This is a genomic window from Microbacterium sp. XT11, from assembly GCF_001513675.1.
GTDB lineage: Bacteria > Actinomycetota > Actinomycetes > Actinomycetales > Microbacteriaceae > Microbacterium.
This window is the reverse complement of record NZ_CP013859.1, coordinates 2392906-2413210: the sequence shown is the minus strand read 5'-3', so window position 1 is coordinate 2413210 and position 20305 is coordinate 2392906. Positions and strand designations below refer to the sequence as shown.

Below are 20305 nucleotides of genomic sequence, written 5' to 3'. Positions count from 1 at the left end.
GCTGCTCACCGGCAGCGGCCGCGCTCAGACCTCGGTGATCTCGATCTGGCGGAACAGGTCGGCGTCGATCGCCGTCCGCACGTCGTCGAGCAGCTCTTCAGAGACCGGCGAGTCGAGCGTGAGCACACTCAGGGCCTGGTCACCCGCGGCCAGGCGGCCGATCTGCATGCCGGCGATGTTGATGCCCGCCTCGCCGAACTTCTGACCGTAGACCGCGACGATGCCGGGGCGGTCGGTGTAGAGCATCACGATGTGGTGCTTCTCGATCGGGAGCTCCAGTGCGTGGTCATTGATGCCGACGAGCTTCTCGATCTGCTTCGGCCCGGTGAGGGTGCCAGACACGCTGAGCTGCGAGCCGTCGGAGAGCGCCCCGCTCAAGGTGATGACGTTGCGGTACTCGTCGCTCACGTCGTCCTTGATCAGACGAACGGCGATGCCGCGCTGCTCGGCGAGCAACGGCGCGTTGACATACGAGACGGTCTCGCTGACGATGTTCGTGAACACGCCCTTGAGCGCCGCGAGCTTCAGGACGCTGACGTCGTAGTCGTTGAGCTCGCCGTGGACTTCGACGTCGAGGCTCGTCAGAGGCGACGTCGCGAGCGCGGCGAAGATCTGACCGAGCTTCTCCACGAGCGAGATCCCAGGACGGACGTACGGGTCGATGACGCCCCCCGCCACGTTGACCGCGTCGGGCACGAGGTCGCCGCCGAGTGCGAGGCGCACGGACCGGGCGACCGAGATGCCGGCCTTCTCCTGCGCCTCGTCGGTGCTGGCACCCAGATGCGGCGTCACGACCACGTTCGGCAGGTCGAGGAGGGCCCGCGCCGTCCCGCCCTCCGCCGGCGGCTCCGATGTGAAGACGTCCAGACCCGCGCCGGCGATCTCGCCCGCCACCAGTGCGTCGTACAGCGCGGCCTCGTCGATGAGACCGCCGCGGGCGACATTGACGACGAAGGCGGTCGACTTCATGGCCTTGAACTGCTCGGCGCCGATCATGCCCGTCGTCTCGGGCGTCTTGGGCATGTGGATCGTGAGGAAATCGGCCTCTGCGACGAGCTCTTCGAGCGAGAGGAGCTGGACGCCGAGCTGCTGTGCACGCGCCGACGTCACATACGGGTCGTACGCGACGACACGCATGTCGAATGCGGCGAGACGCGCGGCGACGAGGGCGCCGATACGGCCGAGCCCGACGATCCCGACGGTCTTCTCGAACAGCTCCGCACCCGTGAACGAGCTGCGCTTCCATTCCCCGGCAGAGAGCGACGCGTGCGCGGCGGGGATGCGCCGAGCCAGACTCAGGATGTGTCCGATGGTCAGCTCCGCCGCCGACACGATGTTCGAGGTCGGCGCGTTGACGACCATCACTCCTGCGGCCGTCGCGGCCTTGATGTCGACGTTGTCGAGCCCCACGCCTGCACGGGCGACGACCTTGAGCTTCGGCGCGTGCGACAGCGCCTCCTCATCGATGCGCGTGGCGGAACGGATGAGCACGGCATCGGCGTCGGCCAGCGCGGCGAAGAGCGCCGCACGATCGGTGCCGTCGACGTTGCGGACGTCGAAGTCGGGGCCGAGGGCCTCGATCGTGGCGGGAGAGAGTACTTCGGCGATGAGCACGACAGGCTTCGGCACAGTGGATCCTTCGGGGCAGCGCGACAGGGCGGGAGGGGCCGATGCGCCGCACACCGTCGGGGGCGCGATCGCTACCACCATACCGGAGCGTCTCGCCGTCGTCCGCCGTGTGACGACGGCGTCAGGCGCCGGAGCCGGTGAGCTCCGAGAGGTTCAGCACGCTGTAGCCGAGCAGACTCAGCCAGAAGACCGCCACGATGCCCAGGCCGGCCAAGAGCACGAGCGACAGCTCGCCGACACGCCTCCGCCGGCCGATGGCCAGTGCGAAGGCGAAGACGAGCGCCGGGAACACCACTCCGAACAGGAGCGTCACCCAGCCGAGCCCGGTGAGCCCGCTGGGAGCGGCCATGGAGATGAGGTGAGCGACGGCGTTCCAGACCGCGTAGGCGTAGAAGAGCCCGAACAGGCCCAGCACGAGGCCGACGAGCCAGCGCGGCGAACCCTCGGCGATCACGGTCGCCCTGCGCGAATCGGTCATGAGCCGATCACCCCCACGGTCACGAACGGCCACGGAACGAGCAGCACGACCCCGAGGAGCAGCATCGTGACGCGGATCCACGCCGCCCGGCCGCGAGTGAGCACCCACGAGGCGAGGAACCACAGCGCAGGGGCGGCCACCGCGAGGACGAACCACGGCACGTACATGGCATCGGCCACGATGAGGTTCGCGAGCGGCTTGAGCCGCAGTCCGCCGACGACCCACCCCACGCTGTAGAGCAGATAGACGCCGCCGACGATTCCAGCGGTGAGGAGCATCGCGGTGCTGAGGCCCTCGCGTTCGGCGGCAGCATCCTCGTCGTCGGCCTCGTGGGCCGCCCGACGGCCGGTCTCCGCACGGGACTCCGAGACGACGTCGGCCGGACCGTGAGCCTCGGGCGTCTCGGCCCCGGCTCTCGTGCGCCGGGCTGCCGGGCGACGGCGATCGGCGGCCGCCGCGTCGTCGTCACCCTCCCAGCTGAGAGCGTCGTCGTCGGAATCGGAGTTCATGTCTCCAGAGTAGGACACCGTGTCCACTAGGCTCAGGGGTGCATTTCAGGGGAAGGGGTCACCACCGTGACGGAACGACGCACGACCAAGGGCGGGAGCGCGTCCGGCGCACACGCCGCCGACAACGCACCGTCTCAGGGCTGGACGCCGACCCCCGAGGCCAAGCGCAAGGCCGCGACGTTCCGCTGGATCGCCGCCGCGCTGTGGCTGGTGGCGATCGTCGGCGAGGCGGTCTCGATCTTCTGGCTGCTCCGGCAGCGCGTCTTCGTCGGCGAGGACGGCGCCCTCGTGCGCGACCCCGACACGGGTCTCCTCGAAGAACAGGGCGTCACGGCGCAGTTCCCCCAGTGGGCCTTCATCACACTGCTCGTGATGCTCGTCGTGATCGCCGCGCTGTCGATCACCGGATCGATCCTGTGGAAGAAGTCCAACCGCCTCGACCCCGCACGCAAGTCCGATCGGGTGCGCTTCTTCGTGCAGAACCAGCTCGGCGCGATCATCGCCATCGTCGCCTTCCTGCCGCTCATCATCCTCATCTTCCTCAACAAGGACATGGACAAGGGGCAGAAGGCGACGGCCGGCATCGTCGGCATCGTGCTCGCCGCCATCGCCGTCGTGGTCGGCGTCGACTTCACCCCGCCATCGGTGGAGCAGTACACGGCAGACCAGTCCGCGGTCATCCAGCTCCTGGGCAAGGACGAGGTCGTCTGGGTCGACGGCGGCTCGGTCTACCACGTGTGCGACCAGGTCTCCGACATCCAGACGGGGAGCGAGAAGCGCACGGGAACGACCGCCGAGGCGGTGGAGGCCGGCAAGATCCGGCTGACGCTCAAGTTCGCCTCGGAGCTCCGGACGTGCGGTCTCTCCGTGCCGGAGAACGCTGACGAGATCGCCGATGCGCTGCGGGCGATCCAGGCCGGCCAGACAGACACGCTCCTGCCTGCTCCTGAGTGGGCGAACCCCGCAGATGCTCCGATCGTCGTCGAGGACGCGCCCGAGGAGGCTCCGGCGGAGTAACCGCCGCCCGGACGCCGGCCCGCGCAACGCCTCGATGTCGGCTCAGCCCGCCCGGAGAGCGTCGACGAGACGGTCTTCCGCCGAACCGAGGTGCCCAGAGAGCACGGCGGCGGCGCGCTCCGCGTCTCCCTCCTGCAGCGCGTCGAGGATCGCGGCGTGCTCCGCTGCGATCACCGCTGCGTCGAGGAGCCGCCTGCCCTGCACCTGAGCCATGCACAGACGCACCTCGTCGGTCACGCTGCGGTACATGCGCGTCGTGCGCTCGCTGCCCAGTGCGTCGATGAGTGCGGCGTGGAACCGGTGGTCGGGGTCGACTGTCGCCGGGTCTGGTCCCGGCGGCATCGCCTGGATCTCCGCGTTCGCGGAAACGGCCGCATGAGGCACCGTGCGCGTCGCGGCAAGCTCACGCAGGGCGGCGCTCTCGAGCCGGGTCCTGGTGCGATAGACATCGCTCACCGTGTCGGGGTCGATGGCGACGACGCGCGCGCTGCGATGCGCCGAGCGCACGAGGAGTCCGGCGCCGACGAGCTGCTCGATGGCGGCCTTGGCGCTCGGCCGCGCCACGCCGTACGTCTGCGACACGGCTGCCTCGGTGAGCGGTTCACCAGGGCGGATCTCACCGGTGAGGATCCGCGCGCGCAGTCTCGACGTCACCGCGTCGACCACGCCGACCACGCCCAGCTCGGCATCGGGGGCATCCGTCATGCGACCGATCCTACCCAGGCGCGCGATCTCGGTACACTTGTCTGACAATCTGGCCCGGAGCATCGAGGAGTACCGTGTCGACGACGATCGCATCACCGCTGGACGCGGGCATTCTGGGGCCCGGCACGCAGGTTCACTCCCGGTCGATCGACCGGTTCGCCCGCGCACACGACGCCTCGCACTACCTCCTCGTGCCGGACGCGGTGCTCTCCCCCGTGGATGCCGCGGGCGTCGCACGAGCCTTCCGCGCGGTGAGCGCCGCCGGCCGCACCCTCACATTCCGCTCCGGAGGCACGAGCCTGTCCGGCCAGGGCGTGAGCGGCGACATCCTCGTCGACACCCGCAGCCACTTCCGCGACATCCACGTGGAAGACGACGGCGCGCGCGTCCGCGTCGGACCCGGCGCGACCGTACGCCAGGTGAACACGCGTCTGGCGCGGTTCGGCCGCAAGCTCGGCCCCGACCCGGCGAGCGAGATCGCCTGCACCATCGGCGGGGTCGTGGCGAACAACTCCAGCGGCATGGCGTGCGGGATCACCGAGAACTCCTACCAGACCATCGACTCGCTCGTGCTCGTGCTGCCGAGCGGGACTGTGATCGACACCGGGGCGGACGACGCCGCCGCCCGGCTGCGCGCCACGGAACCGCGTATCGCCGACGGGCTCCTCGCCCTGCGCGAACAGCTGCTCTCGTCGCCGGAGAACGTGGAGACCGTTCGGCGGCAGTTCTCCATGAAGAACACGATGGGCTACGGCATCAACGCCCTCCTCGACTTCGACGAGCCCGCGCGAATCCTCGAGCACCTCGTCATCGGCTCAGAGGGCACCCTCGCCTTCGTCGCCGAGGCGCGGTTCCGCACCGTGCCCGTCCGGCCGGCGATCGCCACCGGCCTTCTCGTGTTCGCCACGCTCTCCGACGCGATGGCGGCGCTGCCTGGTCTGACCGAGCTCGGTCTCGCGACCATCGAGCTCATGGACGCCGCCTCGCTGCGGGTCGCGCAAGGACTCAGCGATGTCCCTCCGGCGATCTCGGGCATCGACGTCGACGAGCATGCCGCGCTGCTCGTCGAGATCCATGCCTCGGACGACGCAGAGCTCGCCGAGGCCACCGTCGGGGCACTCGCCCACTTCGACGCGCTTCCCCTCACCTTCCCCGCCTCTCTCACGAGGGACGCGGGCGAACGAGCGGCACTGTGGCACGTGCGCAAAGGGCTGTACACCGCGGTCGCGGGCGCGCGCCCTTCCGGAACCACCGCGCTGCTCGAGGACATCGTCGTCCCGGTGGACCGGCTGCTGCCGACCTGCCAGAGCCTGATCGCCCTCTTCGCCGAGCATGGCTATGAGGGTTCCGTGATCTTCGGACACGCCAAGGACGGGAACGTGCACTTCCTGCTCAACGAGCGCTTCGACGACGAGGAGAGCGTGCGACGCTACCGGCGCTTCACGGACGACCTCGTCGACCTCGTGCTGGGTCACGGAGGATCACTCAAGGCGGAGCACGGAACGGGGCGCATCATGGCCCCCTTCGTGCGACGCCAGTACGGCGACGAGCTCACCGACCTCATGTGGGACATCAAGAGGCTGATCGATCCCGCGGGCATCCTGAACCCCGGCGTGCTGCTCTCCGAGGACCCGGATTCCTACCTGCGAGACCTCAAGCGCGTTCCCACGGTCGAATCCGAGGTCGACCGCTGCGTGGAGTGCGGCTACTGCGAGCCCACCTGCCCCAGCAAGAATCTCACTCTCACGCCGCGTCAGCGCATCGTCCTGAGACGGGACATGGCATGGGCGGAGGATGCCGGCGACGTCGAGCTGCTCGCCGAGCTGCGCAGGGACTACGACTACGACGGGGTGCAGACGTGCGCCGTGGACGGGATGTGCGGCGTCGCGTGCCCGGTCGACATCAACACCGGAGACCTCGTGCGCCGGCTGCGCGCCGAGCAGGCGGCCCCGATCGAGGACCGGCTGTGGGATGCCGCCGCATCGTCCTGGAGCGCCGTCGCACGAGCCGGCGGAATGGCGCTGACGGTCGCCGACGCCCTCCCCGCCCCGCTCGTGACCGGAGCGACACGCATCGGACGCGCCCTGCTCGGCGAGGACACGGTGCCGTTGTACGACGCGAGACTGCCCCGAGGCGGGACGCGGCCGCCTCGGCCGACGGCGCCGACCGACGCCCGCGTCGTGCTCTTCGGCGCATGCATCGGCACCATGTTCGGCGCCGAGGGCGGCGGCGAGGGTTCGCGCGAGGCCGTGCACGCGCTCCTGGAGCGCGCGGGGATACCCTTCGCGATCCCCGACGATACCGGCGGGTTGTGCTGCGGAACCCCGTGGAAGTCCAAGGGTCACCTGCGCGGTTATGAGCGGATGACCGAGCGCGTGCTCGCGTCACTGTGGACGGCGAGCCGCGAAGGCGCATTGCCTGTCGTCTGCGATGCGGCCTCCTGCACCGAGGGCCTCCAGGTGATGCTCGCGAAGGCGGCGTCCGCGCACCCGGAGTACCGCGACCTCGTGATCGAGGACGCGACGACATACCTCGCCAGGGAAGCCCTCCCCCATCTCACCGTGCACCGCAGGCTCGACAGAATCGCCGTCCATCCGACGTGCTCGACCACAGCGCTCGGCGCGACATCAGCGCTCACGGTGCTGGCGGCGGCCGTCGCGGACGATGTCTTCGTCCCCGACGGCTGGGGATGCTGCGCGTTCGCCGGCGACCGCGGCATGCTGCATCCCGAGCTCACGGCCTCAGCCACAGCCGTCGAGGCTGCGGAGATCGTCGCTGCCGAGGCGACGGGAGGCTTCGACGCGTACGTGTCGGCCAACCGCACGTGCGAGCTCGGCATGACGCGGGCGACCGGGCATGCCTACCGCCATGTGGTCGAGGTGCTCGAGGAGCTCACTCGCCCGTGAGCGTCAGCTCCACCACCGGGATGAGCACATCCGGCCGTCGAACAGGCAGGTGCACGCTGAGCGTGCCCTCCGCCTGGCCGGCCGGTGTCATGAGATCCGCCTGCTGCTCCGGATCCGAGACGCTCGTACGGAGCCACGACCCGTCGTTGAGCAGGCGGGCGTAGCTCACCTTGTCCGCGAGCCCCGGAAGGTGCACGACGCCGAGGGGCCACGTGAACAGGCTCAGATAGAGGCGATCGCCGCGCCGGGTGTACACCCCTTCCCGGGGCGGCGTGAAGGGGGCGTGCCCCGCACCGATCACGGCAGCCCGGTGCAGGCGCATCCACTCGCCGATCTCGTCGAGGGTCGCGGCATCACGCGGGGCGATCGCGCCGCGACCGTCGGGACCGATGTTGAGCAGCATGTTGCCGTCCATCGACACCGAGTCGACGAGCATCTGTGCCAGGAGCGTCGCGGACTTCTGGTCGGTGTTGTCGCGGTGGTAGCCCCACGACCCGTTCATCGTCTGGCAGGCCTCCCACGGCACCGGCACGCCGTCGCGTTCGAGTGGCGAGGTCGGCTGGTACTGCTCCGGGGTCACGAAGTCGCCGGGGATCCCCAGCCTGTCGTTGACGAGCATGCCGGGCTGAAGCTCGCGGCACAGTGCAAGGAGCCCTTCCGCGTCCCAGTCCTCCGGACCCTTGCCCGCCCAGCCGTCCTTGGCCTCGGGGTAGGTGAAGTCGAAGAAGAGATAGTCGATCTCGCCGTACTCCGTGAGCAGCTCGCGCACCTGACCGTGGAGGTACTCGCGGTACACGGCCATGTCGCGGCCGCGGTTGAGTTCGTGCGCGTTCTCGTCGTCGCGGCGAGGGTGGTTCCAGTCCACGGTGAAGTGCGGGTGGTGCCAGTCGATGAGCGAGTGGTAGAGCCCCACCTTGAGACCCTCGGCGCGCAACGCATCGACGTATTCGCGGACGATGTCGCGACCCGCGGCGTGCACGGATGTGAAGTCGGTGAGAGCCGAGTCCCAGAGGCAGAAACCGTCGTGATGCTTCGTCGTGAGCACGACATACCCCATGCCCGCGCGCTTGGCAGTGCGCGCGAGCGCGGCGGCGTCGAAGAGATCCGGGTCGAAGTGCTCGAAGTACTGGCGGTAGTCGAGGTCGTCGAGCCGCTCGTAGCTCTGCACCCATTCGTGCCGCGCCGCCGCGCTGTAGAGCCCGAAGTGGACGAACATCCCGAAGCGCGCCTGCGCGAACCAGTCCTGCCGCATGCCCCCATCCTGCCATAGACATCGGATGTCTGCGCGGACGTGGATGGGAAACGACAAACGGGCGCCCAGAAAGGGCGCCCGTTGGTCGGAGGATTCAGCGTGCGGCGCTGCCGTCGACGTAGTCCTCGTCCTGCTGCTTCCAGGCGAAGAGGGCGCGCAGCTCCTTGCCCGTCTGCTCGATGGGGTGCTGCTCCTCCTTGGCGCGGAGAGCCAGGAACTCCTGTGCACCGTTGTCCTGGTCGTCGATGAAGCGCTTCGCGAAGGCACCCGACTGGATGTCGGCGAGCACGCCCTTCATGTTCTCCTTGACGCGCTCGTCGATGACGCGCGGCCCCGAGACGTAGTCACCGAACTCGGCCGTGTCGGAGATCGACCAGCGCTGCTTGGCGATGCCGCCCTCCCACATGAGGTCGACGATCAGCTTGAGCTCGTGCAGCACCTCGAAGTACGCGATCTGCGGCTGGTAGCCGGCCTCGACCAGCGTCTCGAAGCCCGCCTGAACGAGGTGGCTCATGCCGCCGCACAGCACGGCCTGCTCGCCGAACAGGTCGGTCTCGGTCTCCTCGGTGAAGGTCGTCTTGATGACGCCGGCGCGGGTGCCGCCGATCGCCTTGGCGTACGACAGGGCCGTCGCCCAGGCGGAGCCGGACGCGTCGCGCTCGACGGCGATGATGTCGGGGATGCCGCGACCGGCGACGAACTCACGGCGCACGGTGTGCCCCGGGGCCTTCGGCGCGACGAGGATCACGTCGACACCCTCCGGCGCATCGATGTAACCGAAGCGAATGTTGAAGCCGTGGGCGAAGGCGAGCGTCTTGCCTGCCGTGAGGTTCGGCGCGATGGACTCGCTGTAGATCGTGCGCTGGTGCTGGTCCGGCGCGAGGATCATGATGAGGTCGGCCCATTCGGTCGCCTCGGCCACGGACTTGACCGGGAAGCCGGCCTCCTCCGCCTTCGGCGCCGACTTCGAGCCCTCCTTGAGGGCGATCGCGACCTCGACACCCGAGTCGCGCAGGTTCTGCGCGTGGGCGTGGCCCTGCGAGCCGTAGCCGACGATGGCGACCTTCTTGCCCTGAATGATGGACAGATCGGCGTCTGCGTCGTAGAAGATCTCGGTGCTCACTTGTTTCTTTCTCCTTGATAGGGGTTCGTGGAAGCTGGGTTCAGCCGCGCAGCACGCGCTCGGTGATGCTCTTGCCGCCGCGTCCGATGGCGAGGAGGCCCGACTGCGCGATCTCCTTGATGCCGAAGGGCTCGAGTGCGCGCAGCAGCGCCTCGACCTTGCCCTTGTCGCCGGTGACCTCGACCACCAATGCGTCAGCGGCGTAGTCCACCACCGCCGCGCGGAAGAGGTTGACGACCTCGATCACGTTCGATCGCGTCGAGTTGTCGGTGCGGACCTTCACGAGCATGTGCTCGCGCTGCACCGAGGTCGCCGGGTCGAGCTCGACGATCTTGATGACGTTGATCAGCTTGTTGAGCTGCTTCGTCACCTGCTCGAGCGGGAGGTCCTCGACATCGACGACCACGGTGATCCGGGAGATCCCCGGCACCTCGGTGACGCCCACGGCGAGGGAGTCGATGTTGAAGCCGCGGCGGGCGAACAGGCCCGCCACACGGGTCAGCAGGCCGGGGGTGTTCTCCACCAGCAGGCTCAGCACGTGAGTCGACATGGTCAGTCCTCCTCGTCGAAAGCGGGCGCGTGGTCGCGGGCGTACTGGACGTAGCTGTTGCTCACGCCCTGCGGCACCATGGGCCACACCATCGCGTCGGCCGACACGACGAAGTCGATGACGACGGGACGGTCGTTGGTCTCGAGGGCCAGCTTGATCGCCGCGTCCACGTCCTCCTCCTTCTCCACGCGGATGCCGAGGCAGCCGTAGGCGTCGGCGAGCTTGACGAAGTCGGGCACCCGCACCGTGCCGTGCCCCGTGTTGAGGTCGGTGTTCGAGTGCCGCCCGTCGTAGAACAGGGTCTGCCACTGCCGCACCATGCCGAGCGAGGAGTTGTTGATGATCGCGACCTTGATCGGGATGTTGTTGATGACGCAGGTCGCGAGCTCCTGGTTCGTCATCTGGAAGCATCCGTCGCCGTCGATCGCCCACACGACACGATCCGGCTCGGCGACCTTCGCGCCCATCGCCGCGGGCACCGAGTACCCCATGGTGCCGGCGCCGCCGGAGTTCAGCCACGAGTTGGGCCGCTCGTACTTGATGAACTGCGCCGCCCACATCTGGTGCTGTCCGACGCCTGCCGCGTATACCGCCTCAGGGCCGGTGAGCTCGCCGATGCGCTGGATGACGTACTGGGGCGAGAGCAACCCGTCGGTCGTCGGCGCGTATCCCAAGGGGAACTCCGCACGCAGGCCGTCGAGGTACGACCACCACTCCTCGATGTCGGGCTTCGCCGACCCGGTCACGCCTCGGAAGGCGGACTCGAGGTCGATCAGCACCTCGCGCACATCGCCGACGATCGGGACGTCGGCGGTACGGATCTTCGAGATCTCCGCGGGGTCGATGTCGACGTGGACGACCTTCGCGTGCGGGGCGAACAGGGCGGCTTTGCCGGTCACGCGGTCGTCGAACCGTGCGCCGAGCGAGACGATCAGATCGGACTCCTGCAGGGCGAGCACCGCGGGAACGGTGCCGTGCATGCCGGGCATCCCCAAGTGCTGGGGGTGCGAGTCGGGGAACGCGCCGCGCGCCATCAGCGTGGTCACCACCGGGGCGCCCGTCGACTCCGCGAGGTCACGCAGCTCGGCCGACGCGCGTCCGCGGATCACGCCGCCGCCGACGTACAGCACCGGCTTCTTCGCCTCAGCGAGCAGGGCGGCTGCTGCCTGGATCTGCTTGCCGTGCGCCTTGGTCACCGGTCGGTACCCCGGAAGCTCGATCTTCGGCGGCCAGACGAAGGGGGCCTTGGCCTGCTGCGCGTCTTTGGTGATGTCGACGAGCACGGGACCAGGGCGCCCCGTGGAGGCGATCTCGAAGGCCGCGGCGATGGCGCCGGGGATCTCAGTGACGTCCTTCACCAGGATGGAGTGCTTCGTCACGGGCATCGTGATGCCGACGATGTCCGCCTCCTGGAAGGCGTCGGTGCCCATGAGGGTCGAGAAGACCTGGCCGGTGATCGCGACGATCGGCACGGAGTCCATGTAGGCGTCGGCGATGGCCGTGACGAGATTGGTCGCCCCAGGGCCGGACGTCGCGATCGTCACGCCGACCTTGTTCGACGCCGATGCATAGCCTTCCGCTGCATGCCCTCCGCCCTGTTCGTGGCGGACCAGGATGTGCCGGAGCTCCGTCGAGTCGAGCAGCGGGTCGTACACCTCCATGATCGCGCCGCCGGGGATCCCGAAGACGTCGGTGACGCCGAGGAGCTCGAGGGATCGGACGACGGCCTGCGCCCCCGAGAGCACGGGAGCGGCGGTCGCGGTGGCGGGCGGCCTCGGCACGGCCGAGACGGAGTCAGCAGTCATGGATCTTCCTTCTGATGTCTGTTGGCACGTCGGATGCCGGAGCAGACGAGCCGGTTCTCACCGGGACTCGTGAGTCCGACGGCGGGATCAGCCTGTCGTCGCGCCCTCTGCGGCGGACCGCACGAGCGCTGCGTACTTGGCAAGAACGCCACGGGTATAGCGCGGGGGAAGCGGCTCCCAGCCAGAGCGGCGGGAGGCGAGCTCCGCCTCGTCGACGAGTAGGTCGAGAGAGCGAGCTGCGATATCGACCCGTATCAGATCACCATCGCGCACGAAGGCGATGGGACCAGCGTCCACCGCTTCGGGTGCTATGTGGCCGATGCACAGGCCGGTTGTGCCGCCTGAGAATCGTCCGTCTGTCAAGAGTAGTACATCTTTTCCGAGCCCAGCGCCCTTGATGGCCGCCGTGATCGCGAGCATCTCCCTCATGCCGGGGCCGCCCTTGGGTCCCTCATAGCGGATGACGATGACGCTTCCGGGCTCGATCGTCCCCTCGGCCACGGCATCCATCGCCGAGCGCTCCCGTTCGAAGACCCGGGCAGGACCCTCGAACACGGCGGCGTCGAAGCCCGCGGTCTTCACCACGGCGCCCTCGGGGGCCAGCGAACCGTGCAGGATCGTCAGCCCGCCGGTCGCGTGGATCGGGTCGTCGAACGTGTGGATGACCGTGCCGTCGATCGGCTGAGGGTCGAGCTCGGCCAGGTTCTCCGCGAGCGTCTTGCCGGTCACGGTGAGTGCGTCTCCGTGCAGCATGCTCTCGTCGAGCATCGCCTTCATGATGACCGGGATCCCCCCGTGGCGGTCGACGTCGTTCATGACGTACCGGCCGAACGGCTTCATGTCGGCGACGTGGGGCACGCGGTCGCCGATGCGGTTGAAGTCGTGCAGGCTCAGCTCGACATCGGCCTCGCGCGCGATCGCGAGAAGGTGCAGCACGACATTGGTGGAGCCACCCAGGGCCATCGCCAGGGCGATCGCGTTCTCGAACGCCTCCTTGGTGAGGATGTCGCGTGTGGTGATGCCCTGACGCAGGAGGTTCACGACCGCCTCGCCCGACCGATGCGCGAAGTAGTCCCGGCGCCGATCGGCCGCGGGCGGTGCAGCAGACCCCGGCAGGCTGAGACCCAGAGCCTCGGCGACGGATGCCATGGTGTTCGCGGTGTACATGCCGCCGCACGCGCCCTCACCTGGTGCGATCGCGCACTCGATGCGCTTGAGGTCTTCCTCGCTCATGAGGCCGGCGCGGCACGCACCGACCGCCTCGAAGGAGTCGATGATGGTGACGTCCTTCTCCGTGCCGTCCGACAGCTTCACCCACCCTGGAGCGATCGAACCGGCGTAGAGGAACACGCTGGAGAGGTCCAGCCGGGCGCTGGCCATCAGCATGCCGGGAATCGACTTGTCGCATCCGGCGAGGAGCACCGAGCCGTCGAGTCGCTCGGCCATCATCACGGTCTCGACGGAGTCGGCGATCACCTCGCGGGAGACGAGGGAGAAGTGCATGCCCTCGTGCCCCATCGAGATGCCGTCTGAGACGGAGATCGTCCCGAACTGGAGCGGATAGCCGCCGCCGGCGTGCACGCCCTCCTTGGCGCCCTGCGCGAGCCTGTCCAGGCTCAGATTGCAGGGCGTGATCTCGTTCCAGCTCGACGCGATGCCGATCTGCGGCTTGTCCCAATCGGCATCGCCCATGCCGACCGCGCGGAGCATGCCGCGGGAGGTCGTCGCCTCGATGCCGTCGGTGACGACGCGGCTGCGCGGCTTGATGTCGATGGAGGCCGGGTTGTCGGTGTCATGCGAGGACATGACGGAAAGTCTATTCCGGTCGCGACGCGCGCTCGTCCGCCAGGGCCTCCAGAAGAAGCGCGATCTCTTGTGGATCGCGCACACGAAGCGTCGCAGCGGTCTCCCCCTCCCCCACGCGCACGCCAAGGTCGGCCTCCGTGAGCACGCGCATCGCGTCCTCGTCGGTGACGTCGTCGCCGGCGAACAGGATGGCGGTGGGGTGGAAACGGTCACGCAGCGCCGCCATCGCGGCATCCTTCCCTTCGGCTCGCGAAGAGAACTCGAGCACGTGATGGCCGAGGCGGCGGCGCCAGTGGGGGAATCGGGCGGCAACGAGCTCATCGACCTCGGCGAAGAGCGCCCGTTCGGCCTCCGGCGTCGCCTTCCGGGTGTGCACGCCCATCCCGAAGGTCTTCTCCTCCAGCTCGGCTCCCGGATACCGTTCGATGAGCGGTCGCACCGCCGCCCAGAGCTCCTCGCGCGTCCCGTCGGCCATCGCGTCGGCCGCGTCCTCCGCGGCTCCGACGCCGGGGAACCAGTACTGGGCACCGTGCGATCCGGCGAGCGCGATCGGCGAGTCGTCGCTGTGCGCGGTGATGACACGGAGATCCTCCATGCTGCGGCCCGAGACGTACGCCACGACCGTGTCCGGCATGGCCGCGAGCCTGTCCACCTGAGCTGCAACCTCCGGCAACGCGCGTGCCTCGAGCGGGTCGAGCACGAAGGGTGCGGCTGTGCCGTCGAAGTCCAGCGCGACGACCAGCCGCGGCGTGGTAGCGATGGCGCTCAGGTCAGGGTCTGGCGTCCCTGGCGTCCAGGTTCGGGTCACGGAGTCTCCTTATCGGTTCGCGGTGGCGGTCGTCGCGGGTCAGCGCGACCGCACCTCGTCGAGAGCGCGGAGGAACGCCGACGACCAGGCGCTCACGTCGTTGTCGAGCACTCGTCGCCTCAGCGCCCGCATCCGTCGCATCTGCTCCTTCGGCGGCATCTCCACCGCGGTCATGATCGCGTCCTTGAGGCCTTCGATGTCATGTGGGTTGACCAGCACCGCCTGACGCAGCTCATCCGCGGCTCCCGTGAACTCGCTCAGCACGAGCACGCCGTGGTTGTCGATGCGGGTGGCGATGTACTCCTTCGCGACGAGGTTCATGCCGTCCCGAAGGGCGGTGACGAGCATCACGTCGGCGGCGAGATACAGGGCCACCATCTCCTCCCGCGGGTAGCCCTGGTGCAGGTAGCGGATCGCGGTGTGACCCATGGTGTCGTTGTCGCCGTTGATCCTGCCGACCGCGAGCTCGATCTCGTCGCGGAGGTGAACATAGGCGTCGACGCGCTCCCGGCTGGGGCTGGCGACCTGCACGAAGGTGACGTCCTCGACGTTGAGGCGTCCCTCGGCGAGAAGCTCACCGTACGCCTTCACCCGGTGCCGGATGCCCTTTGTGTAGTCGAGCCGGTCGACGCCGAGGAGGATCCGCGACGGATTGCCCAGGCTCTCGCGGATCTCGGCCGCGCGAGCACGGATGTCGGGACGGGCGGCGAGCTCGACGTAAGGCGTTGTGTCGATCGAGATCGGGAAGGCGCGGGCGACCGCGACCCGGGTGCCGCCGCCGGCTTCGGGAACCGAGACGGCGGAGCCGCGCACCTCGTACTTCAATCGGCGCCGCACCGCGGTGAGGAAGTACGTGGCGTCCTGCGCCCGCTGGAAGCCGATGACGTCGGCGCCGAGCAAGCCGTTCAGCACCTGGTCCCGCCATGGCAGCTGCGCGTAGAGACCGTGAGCCGGGAACGGGATGTGGTGGAAGTACCCGATGGTGACGTCGGGCCTGAGCTCCCTGATCATCTGCGGCACGAGCTGCAGCTGGTAGTCGTGCACCCACACCGTGCCGTCCGGTGCGACGGCACCGGCTGCCGCCGCGGCGAACCGCCTGTTCACCGTGACGTACGCGTCCCACCACTCGCGGTGGTACTGCGGCGGCGCGATGACGTCGTGGTACAGCGGCCAGATCGTGTCGTTCGAGAACCCTTCGTAGTACTCGGCGACCTCCTGTGCGCTGAGCCTCACCGGGATGAGGTCGATCCCGCCGATCTCGAACGGATCGAGTTCGACGTCGGCGCTGCCTGCCCATCCGACCCACGCGCCGTGCGCGCTGCGCATCATCGGCTCGAGTGCCGCGACCAGACCACCCGGCGACGTGCGCCACTCCTCCGTCCCGTCCGGGTTCTCCACCCGGTCGACGGGGAGGCGGTTGGCGACGACGACGAGATCTGCAACGGACATCGTGGGCTCCTCAGGTCTTCGGTTCGTTCCCCCCAGGCTACCCAGGCGCGTCACGCCGCGGCGACGCGTCGCCCAGGGGCGCTCAGCCGCCAGTTCGCCAGCGACGCCGTGAACGCTACGGCGGCTGCCACGACGGGCAGAGCGAGCGCGGCCGTGGTGCCCAGGCTCTCCGCCACCTCCCCTGCGACCGCGGCGCCGATCGACTGCCCGACGATGACACTCGAACCGAGCATGGTCATGACCGTCGCAGAACGGCCGAGCGGACTGCGGGCGGCTCCGAGGCTGTACTGCGTCACCAGCGTCGGACCGATACCGACGCCCATCACGGCGAGCGCGAACATCATGGTCCCGGGCGAGTCGACCACGAGGAGCAACAGGGTTCCGGCCAGCAGCACGGCGGCGAACACGATCCAGCGTGCGCGCAGCGAGAAGCGCGCGGGCAGCCAGGCGACCCCGAGAGCCAGGGCCGCGGAGCCGACACCCATGACGCCGTAGAGGAGCCCCGCCTGCTCCGAGGCGCCGCGGTCCGCCATGAACGAGGTCAACGAGGTCAGCATCGTTCCGAAGAACATGCCGACGCCCAGGATGCCGATCACCACCACCATGAGACGCGGCGAAAGGAGTTCGGCCGGTGACGAGGGCGCTCTCCCGTCGGCGCCGCGATGCCGCGAGATCACGCGGGCACTGGGATGCAGCGCGAAGGCGCCGACGAAGAGCACGGTCAGAGCGGCCGCGCCGACGAGCGGAGCCCAGGGCGCGAGGGCCGACGCCAGCACGCCGACCAGGAACGGCCCGAAGACGAACACGGTCTCGTCCGCGGCGGACTCGTACGCCATGGTGCCGGAGAGGGTCCGCGGCCTGCGTTCCTCCGGCATCCGCTCGCTGATGAGCGTGACGAGCCGGGAGCGCGACATGGGGGCGACCTGCGGCGCCGTGGCGCCGATGCCGAACGCCGTGGCGAGCACGAGAGCGTCGGGGCCCGACCCGTAGACGACGATCGTGAACACGACCAGCGTCGCGCCGTTCGCGAGAGCGACCGCGAGGAGCACCGGCCGCTGTCCGAAGCGATCGGCCGCGGCCCCGAGGAGCGGCCCGAAGCACGCCGTCCCGAAGCCGACGGCGGCGGAGGTGAGTCCGCCGAGCGAGAGCGATTCCCTTGCGGAGACGACGACGGTGAGCACGCCGACGACCATCATCGCGAAGGGCAACCGCGCGATGAAGGCGATCAGGAAATAGGGCAGACCGGCAAGGCGGAAGAGGCTCGTCCGCGACGAGGAGTACGTGTGTGTCATGGCTCTCGCGCGCCGCACCGGGCGCGTCAATCGGGTGCCGCCGCTGTCCGCCGAGGGATCGGCGGCCGGTAGATACACGGTGTGCGGCCGCGGACGACGCCGCGACACATCCATCCTACCCGTCCGTGCGCACGGCGGCGAGGCGTCACACCGCCCTGGCCGCCGCGCCGACGGCAGTAGGGTGGACCGCACACAACGAGCAGAAGCAGCAGACCGAGGAGAGTCCCGTGCCGTCCGTCATCACCTCCACCGCAACGTTGCCACCCAAGTCGGCGCGCGCCGGCTCCGCGAAGACGTCGCCGGTGCGCGACCTCCTCGCCCTCACCGAGCGCCCGGACGTGATCTCGTTCGCGGGCGGGCTTCCCGCGCCCGAACTCTTCGACCTCGACGGCATCCGTGACGCATACGCCGCTGCGCTGAGCACTCCCGCGGTGCTCCAGTACTCCACCTCGGAGGGCAATGCGCGGCTGCGGGAGATCGTCGCCGCGCAGTACACAGCAGAGGGACTTCCGACCGCTGCGGAAGACCTCCTCGTGACGACGGGATCCCAGCAGGGGCTCGGGCTCTTCGCGACGACGCTCCTCGATCCCGGCGACGTCGTCCTTGTGGAGGAGCCGTGCTATCTGGCGGCTTTGCAGACGTTCGCCCTCGCCGGCTCGCGCGTCATCGGCATCCCCTCATCGGACGGCGCGCTCGATCTCGACGCGCTCGACGCGGCAGCCGCCGCGCACGCACCGAAGTTCTTCTACACGGTGCCGACTTTCCAGAACCCGACGGGCCGCACGCACGACCTGGAGTCGCGCGAGCGGATCGCCGCATCGGCCATGCGGTACGGATACCGGATCGTCGAGGACGAGCCCTACCGGCAGCTCCGGTACTCCGGTGACGCGCTCCCCTCTTTGGCGCACTTCGCGCCCGATCACGTCCTGAGCCTCGGCACCTTCTCCAAGGTGATCGCTCCAGGCCTGCGCATCGGCTGGGTGCGCACGACGCCCGACATCCGCCCCGCGGTCACGATCGCAAAGCAGGCCGCAGACCTGCACACCTCGACGATCGACCAGGCCGCAGCCGCGGAGTATCTGGCGTCAGGGCGGGCAGCCTCCGCTCTCTCGCGCATCCGCGCGGAGTACGCCGCCCGACGCGACGCGATGCTCAGCGCGCTCCCTTCCGCGTTGCCTGACGGGAGCACGTGGAACACACCAGACGGCGGGATGTTCGTGTGGGCCCGGCTCGCCGACGGCTGGAACGCCACGACGGCACTGGGTGAGGCGCTCGCGCACGATGTCGCTTTCGTGCCCGGCGCACCGTTCTACGCCGGTGCGCCGGACGAACGCACTCTGCGCCTCTCCTTCACGACATACGCGCCGGAACGGATACTGGTCGGAATGTCAAGGCTCGGCGCGGCCTTCCAGACCGACCGGTAGCGTAGGCCTATGCGATACCTGTTCAGCACGGGCCTGTTCGCCGCCATCACCGGAGGGATCACGCTGCTTCGCGGCTCGCGTGAGACTCCGGTCACGTGGCGTTCGGTCCTCGCGTGGGTCAGCTGGGGCATCACCTTCGCCCTCGCCATCGGGGCCGTCATCGACACGCGGCGCGACGAGCGCGGCGACCCCGCCCCCGCCGATTCCCCGCTTGCTCCGGTGCAGGAGAAGCGCGCGAAGAAGGCCGAGAAGGCGGCCGCCAAGGCGAAGAAGCACCGCTGACCCGCGCGGGGCACGGCGGACCCGCGCCGGCCCCGCGCCCGGACTCAGCGGGTGGGGCCACGGACTCAGCGGGTGAGGCCACGGACTCAGCGGGTGAGGATGACCGCCTCTCCCTGCCCGCCGCCGCCACAGAGCCCGACGGCCGCGACACCCGTGCCGCGACGTGAGAGTTCATGCGCTGCATGCACGACGAGACGAGCGCCCGAGGCGCCGATCGGGTGGCCGATGGCGATGCCTCCGCCGTGGACGTTGACGATCGAGCTGTCGAGGCCGAGCTCGGTCTGCGAACGCGCGACCACGGCGCCGAACGCCTCGTTGATCTCCACGAGGTCGAGATCGGACGGCGTGATCCCCTGCTTCTCGCACGCGCGCTCGATGGCTCGGGCCGGCTGCGCATGCAGGGAGTTGTCCGGTCCGGCAGTCTGACCGTTGGCGCCGATCGTCGCCAGGACCGTCCAGTTCTCTCGCTGCGCTCGGTCACGGGTCGTGACGACAAGAGCGGCCGCGCCGTCGGAGATCTGTGACGAATTGCCCGCCGTGATCGAGCCTCCCTCGACGAACGCGGGGCGCAGGCGCGCCAGCGTCTCGACGGTGGTGTCCGGGCGCACACCCTCGTCGCGAGTGACGCGCGTGGGCTCGCCCTTCCGCTGAGGCACGTCCACGGGGACGATCTCCTCGTCGAACACGCCGCTGTCCTGCGCTGCCGCGGCGCGCTGGTGCGAGAGGGCGGCGACCTCATCCTGCGCCTCGCGCGTGAGCTCGTAGCGTGCGTTGTGACGTTCCGTTGAGGCACCCATGCTCTCCTCGTCGTACGCGTCGGTGAGGCCGTCGTACGCCATGTGGTCGAGGACCTCGACGCTGCCGTACGTCCAGCCGTCACGCGACCCCATGAGGAGGTGGGGCGCGCGGGTCATCGACTCCATGCCGCCGGCCACCACGACCTCGGCGTCGCCGGATCGGATCATCCGGGCCGCATCGATCACCGCGGTCAAGCCCGAGAGGCAGACCTTGTTGACGGAGTGCGCCGGCACATCCCATCCGATTCCTGCTCCGCGGGCTGCCTGCCTCGCCGCGTTCTGACCGGATCCCGCTGCGAGCACCTGTCCCATGATGACCGCGTCGACCGACGCGGCGTCGACGGTGCCCTGCTCCAAGGCGCCGCGGATGGCGATGGCACCGAGCTGCGGAGCGGTGAACGACGCCAGCTGCCCCTTGAGTCGGCCCTGCGGCGTACGCGCGGCCGCCACGATGACGATGTCGTCTGTCATGT

General features: G+C 69.2%; 17 protein-coding genes. 4 read left to right on the top strand and 13 right to left on the bottom strand.

Annotated elements, in window-relative coordinates; all coding sequences use genetic code 11:
- Positions 1-24: 24 nt before the first annotated feature.
- The 3 genes from serA to AB663_RS11275 all read right to left on the bottom strand — a co-directional run bounded on the left by serA (position 25) and on the right by AB663_RS11275 (position 2616).
- On the bottom strand, positions 25-1629 hold the full coding sequence (gene serA, locus AB663_RS11285) for a phosphoglycerate dehydrogenase (RefSeq protein ID WP_067199005.1): 1605 nt from the start codon (positions 1627-1629) through the stop codon (positions 25-27).
- Between the two features lie 121 nt (positions 1630-1750).
- Positions 1751-2107 (bottom strand): hypothetical protein, encoded by a 357-nt coding sequence (locus AB663_RS11280; protein ID WP_067199003.1) that lies wholly within the window; start codon positions 2105-2107, stop codon positions 1751-1753.
- Positions 2104-2616 (bottom strand): hypothetical protein, encoded by a 513-nt coding sequence (locus tag AB663_RS11275; RefSeq protein WP_067198998.1) that lies wholly within the window; start codon positions 2614-2616, stop codon positions 2104-2106. Before AB663_RS11275 ends, AB663_RS11280 begins: the two co-directional genes overlap by 4 nt.
- A gap of 66 nt (positions 2617-2682) precedes the next feature.
- Between AB663_RS11275 and AB663_RS11270 the strand changes: the two genes are divergently transcribed.
- On the top strand, positions 2683-3633 hold the full coding sequence (locus tag AB663_RS11270) for a hypothetical protein (RefSeq protein ID WP_067198995.1): 951 nt from the start codon (positions 2683-2685) through the stop codon (positions 3631-3633).
- Positions 3634-3675: 42 nt separating this feature from the next.
- On the opposite strand, the gene AB663_RS11265 is transcribed toward AB663_RS11270, so the two are convergent.
- Positions 3676-4338 carry a GntR family transcriptional regulator gene (locus AB663_RS11265; protein WP_067198992.1) on the bottom strand — a complete coding sequence of 221 codons (663 nt, stop codon included), beginning with the start codon at positions 4336-4338 and terminating at the stop codon, positions 3676-3678.
- A gap of 74 nt (positions 4339-4412) precedes the next feature.
- On the opposite strand from AB663_RS11265, the gene AB663_RS11260 reads away from it, so the two are divergent.
- Complete coding sequence (locus AB663_RS11260) at positions 4413-7244, top strand: FAD-binding and (Fe-S)-binding domain-containing protein (protein ID WP_067198989.1); 2832 nt, start codon at positions 4413-4415, stop codon at positions 7242-7244.
- Here the strand turns inward: AB663_RS11260 and AB663_RS11255 are convergent.
- The 8 genes from AB663_RS11255 to AB663_RS11220 form a co-directional block, all read right to left on the bottom strand.
- Positions 7231-8496, bottom strand: coding sequence for an alpha-L-fucosidase (locus AB663_RS11255; protein ID WP_067198987.1), 1266 nt, complete (start codon positions 8494-8496; stop codon positions 7231-7233). The genes AB663_RS11260 and AB663_RS11255 overlap by 14 nt on opposite strands.
- Before the next feature lie 94 nt (positions 8497-8590).
- Positions 8591-9619, bottom strand: a complete 1029-nt coding sequence (ilvC, locus tag AB663_RS11250) for a ketol-acid reductoisomerase (RefSeq protein WP_067198984.1) — start codon at positions 9617-9619, stop codon at positions 8591-8593.
- A gap of 40 nt (positions 9620-9659) precedes the next feature.
- Positions 9660-10169: an acetolactate synthase small subunit gene (gene ilvN, locus AB663_RS11245; protein WP_067198982.1), complete on the bottom strand. Its 510-nt coding sequence runs from the start codon at positions 10167-10169 to the stop codon at positions 9660-9662.
- 2 nt (positions 10170-10171) lie between these two features.
- Positions 10172-11974, bottom strand: coding sequence for an acetolactate synthase large subunit (locus AB663_RS11240; RefSeq protein WP_067198980.1), 1803 nt, complete (start codon positions 11972-11974; stop codon positions 10172-10174).
- A gap of 87 nt (positions 11975-12061) precedes the next feature.
- Positions 12062-13780 (bottom strand): dihydroxy-acid dehydratase, encoded by a 1719-nt coding sequence (ilvD, locus tag AB663_RS11235; protein ID WP_067198978.1) that lies wholly within the window; start codon positions 13778-13780, stop codon positions 12062-12064.
- Positions 13781-13790: 10 nt separating this feature from the next.
- A complete protein-coding gene (gene otsB / locus AB663_RS11230) occupies positions 13791-14588 on the bottom strand; it encodes a trehalose-phosphatase (protein WP_067198976.1) in 798 nt (265 codons plus the stop codon).
- Positions 14589-14627: 39 nt separating this feature from the next.
- The gene (locus tag AB663_RS11225) at positions 14628-16037 is read right to left on the bottom strand and encodes an alpha,alpha-trehalose-phosphate synthase (UDP-forming) (protein WP_067198973.1); all 1410 of its coding nucleotides are present in this window, start codon (positions 16035-16037) and stop codon (positions 14628-14630) included.
- A 50-nt stretch (positions 16038-16087) separates the two neighbouring features.
- The gene (locus AB663_RS11220) at positions 16088-17329 is read right to left on the bottom strand and encodes an MFS transporter (protein WP_067198971.1); all 1242 of its coding nucleotides are present in this window, start codon (positions 17327-17329) and stop codon (positions 16088-16090) included.
- Positions 17330-17556: 227 nt separating this feature from the next.
- On the opposite strand from AB663_RS11220, the gene AB663_RS11215 reads away from it, so the two are divergent.
- Positions 17557-18753 (top strand): aminotransferase-like domain-containing protein, encoded by a 1197-nt coding sequence (locus tag AB663_RS11215; protein ID WP_232304530.1) that lies wholly within the window; start codon positions 17557-17559, stop codon positions 18751-18753.
- Positions 18754-18762: 9 nt separating this feature from the next.
- Complete coding sequence (locus AB663_RS11210) at positions 18763-19035, top strand: hypothetical protein (RefSeq protein ID WP_067198969.1); 273 nt, start codon at positions 18763-18765, stop codon at positions 19033-19035.
- Positions 19036-19121: 86 nt separating this feature from the next.
- Here the strand turns inward: AB663_RS11210 and AB663_RS11205 are convergent, their stop codons facing one another.
- On the bottom strand, positions 19122-20303 hold the full coding sequence (locus AB663_RS11205; protein WP_067198967.1) for an acetyl-CoA C-acetyltransferase: 1182 nt from the start codon (positions 20301-20303) through the stop codon (positions 19122-19124).
- Positions 20304-20305 lie beyond the last annotated feature (2 nt).

Excerpts from the sequence above, each read along its gene's own strand:
- AB663_RS11280 (WP_067199003.1), bottom strand. The coding sequence starts at position 2,107 with ATGACCGATTCGCGCAGGGCGACCGTGATCGCCGAGGGTTCGCCGCGC.
- AB663_RS11275 (WP_067198998.1), bottom strand. The coding sequence starts at position 2,616 with ATGAACTCCGATTCCGACGACGACGCTCTCAGCTGGGAGGGTGACGAC.
- ilvN (WP_067198982.1), bottom strand. The coding sequence starts at position 10,169 with ATGTCGACTCACGTGCTGAGCCTGCTGGTGGAGAACACCCCCGGCCTG.
- AB663_RS11210 (WP_067198969.1), top strand. The coding sequence starts at position 18,763 with ATGCGATACCTGTTCAGCACGGGCCTGTTCGCCGCCATCACCGGAGGG.
- AB663_RS11265 (WP_067198992.1), bottom strand. The coding sequence starts at position 4,338 with ATGACGGATGCCCCCGATGCCGAGCTGGGCGTGGTCGGCGTGGTCGAC.
- AB663_RS11240 (WP_067198980.1), bottom strand. The coding sequence starts at position 11,974 with ATGACTGCTGACTCCGTCTCGGCCGTGCCGAGGCCGCCCGCCACCGCG.
- ilvD (WP_067198978.1), bottom strand. The coding sequence starts at position 13,780 with ATGTCCTCGCATGACACCGACAACCCGGCCTCCATCGACATCAAGCCG.
- AB663_RS11220 (WP_067198971.1), bottom strand. The coding sequence starts at position 17,329 with ATGACACACACGTACTCCTCGTCGCGGACGAGCCTCTTCCGCCTTGCC.
- AB663_RS11205 (WP_067198967.1), bottom strand. The coding sequence starts at position 20,303 with ATGACAGACGACATCGTCATCGTGGCGGCCGCGCGTACGCCGCAGGGC.
- AB663_RS11225 (WP_067198973.1), bottom strand. The coding sequence starts at position 16,037 with ATGTCCGTTGCAGATCTCGTCGTCGTCGCCAACCGCCTCCCCGTCGAC.
- AB663_RS11255 (WP_067198987.1), bottom strand. The coding sequence starts at position 8,496 with ATGCGGCAGGACTGGTTCGCGCAGGCGCGCTTCGGGATGTTCGTCCAC.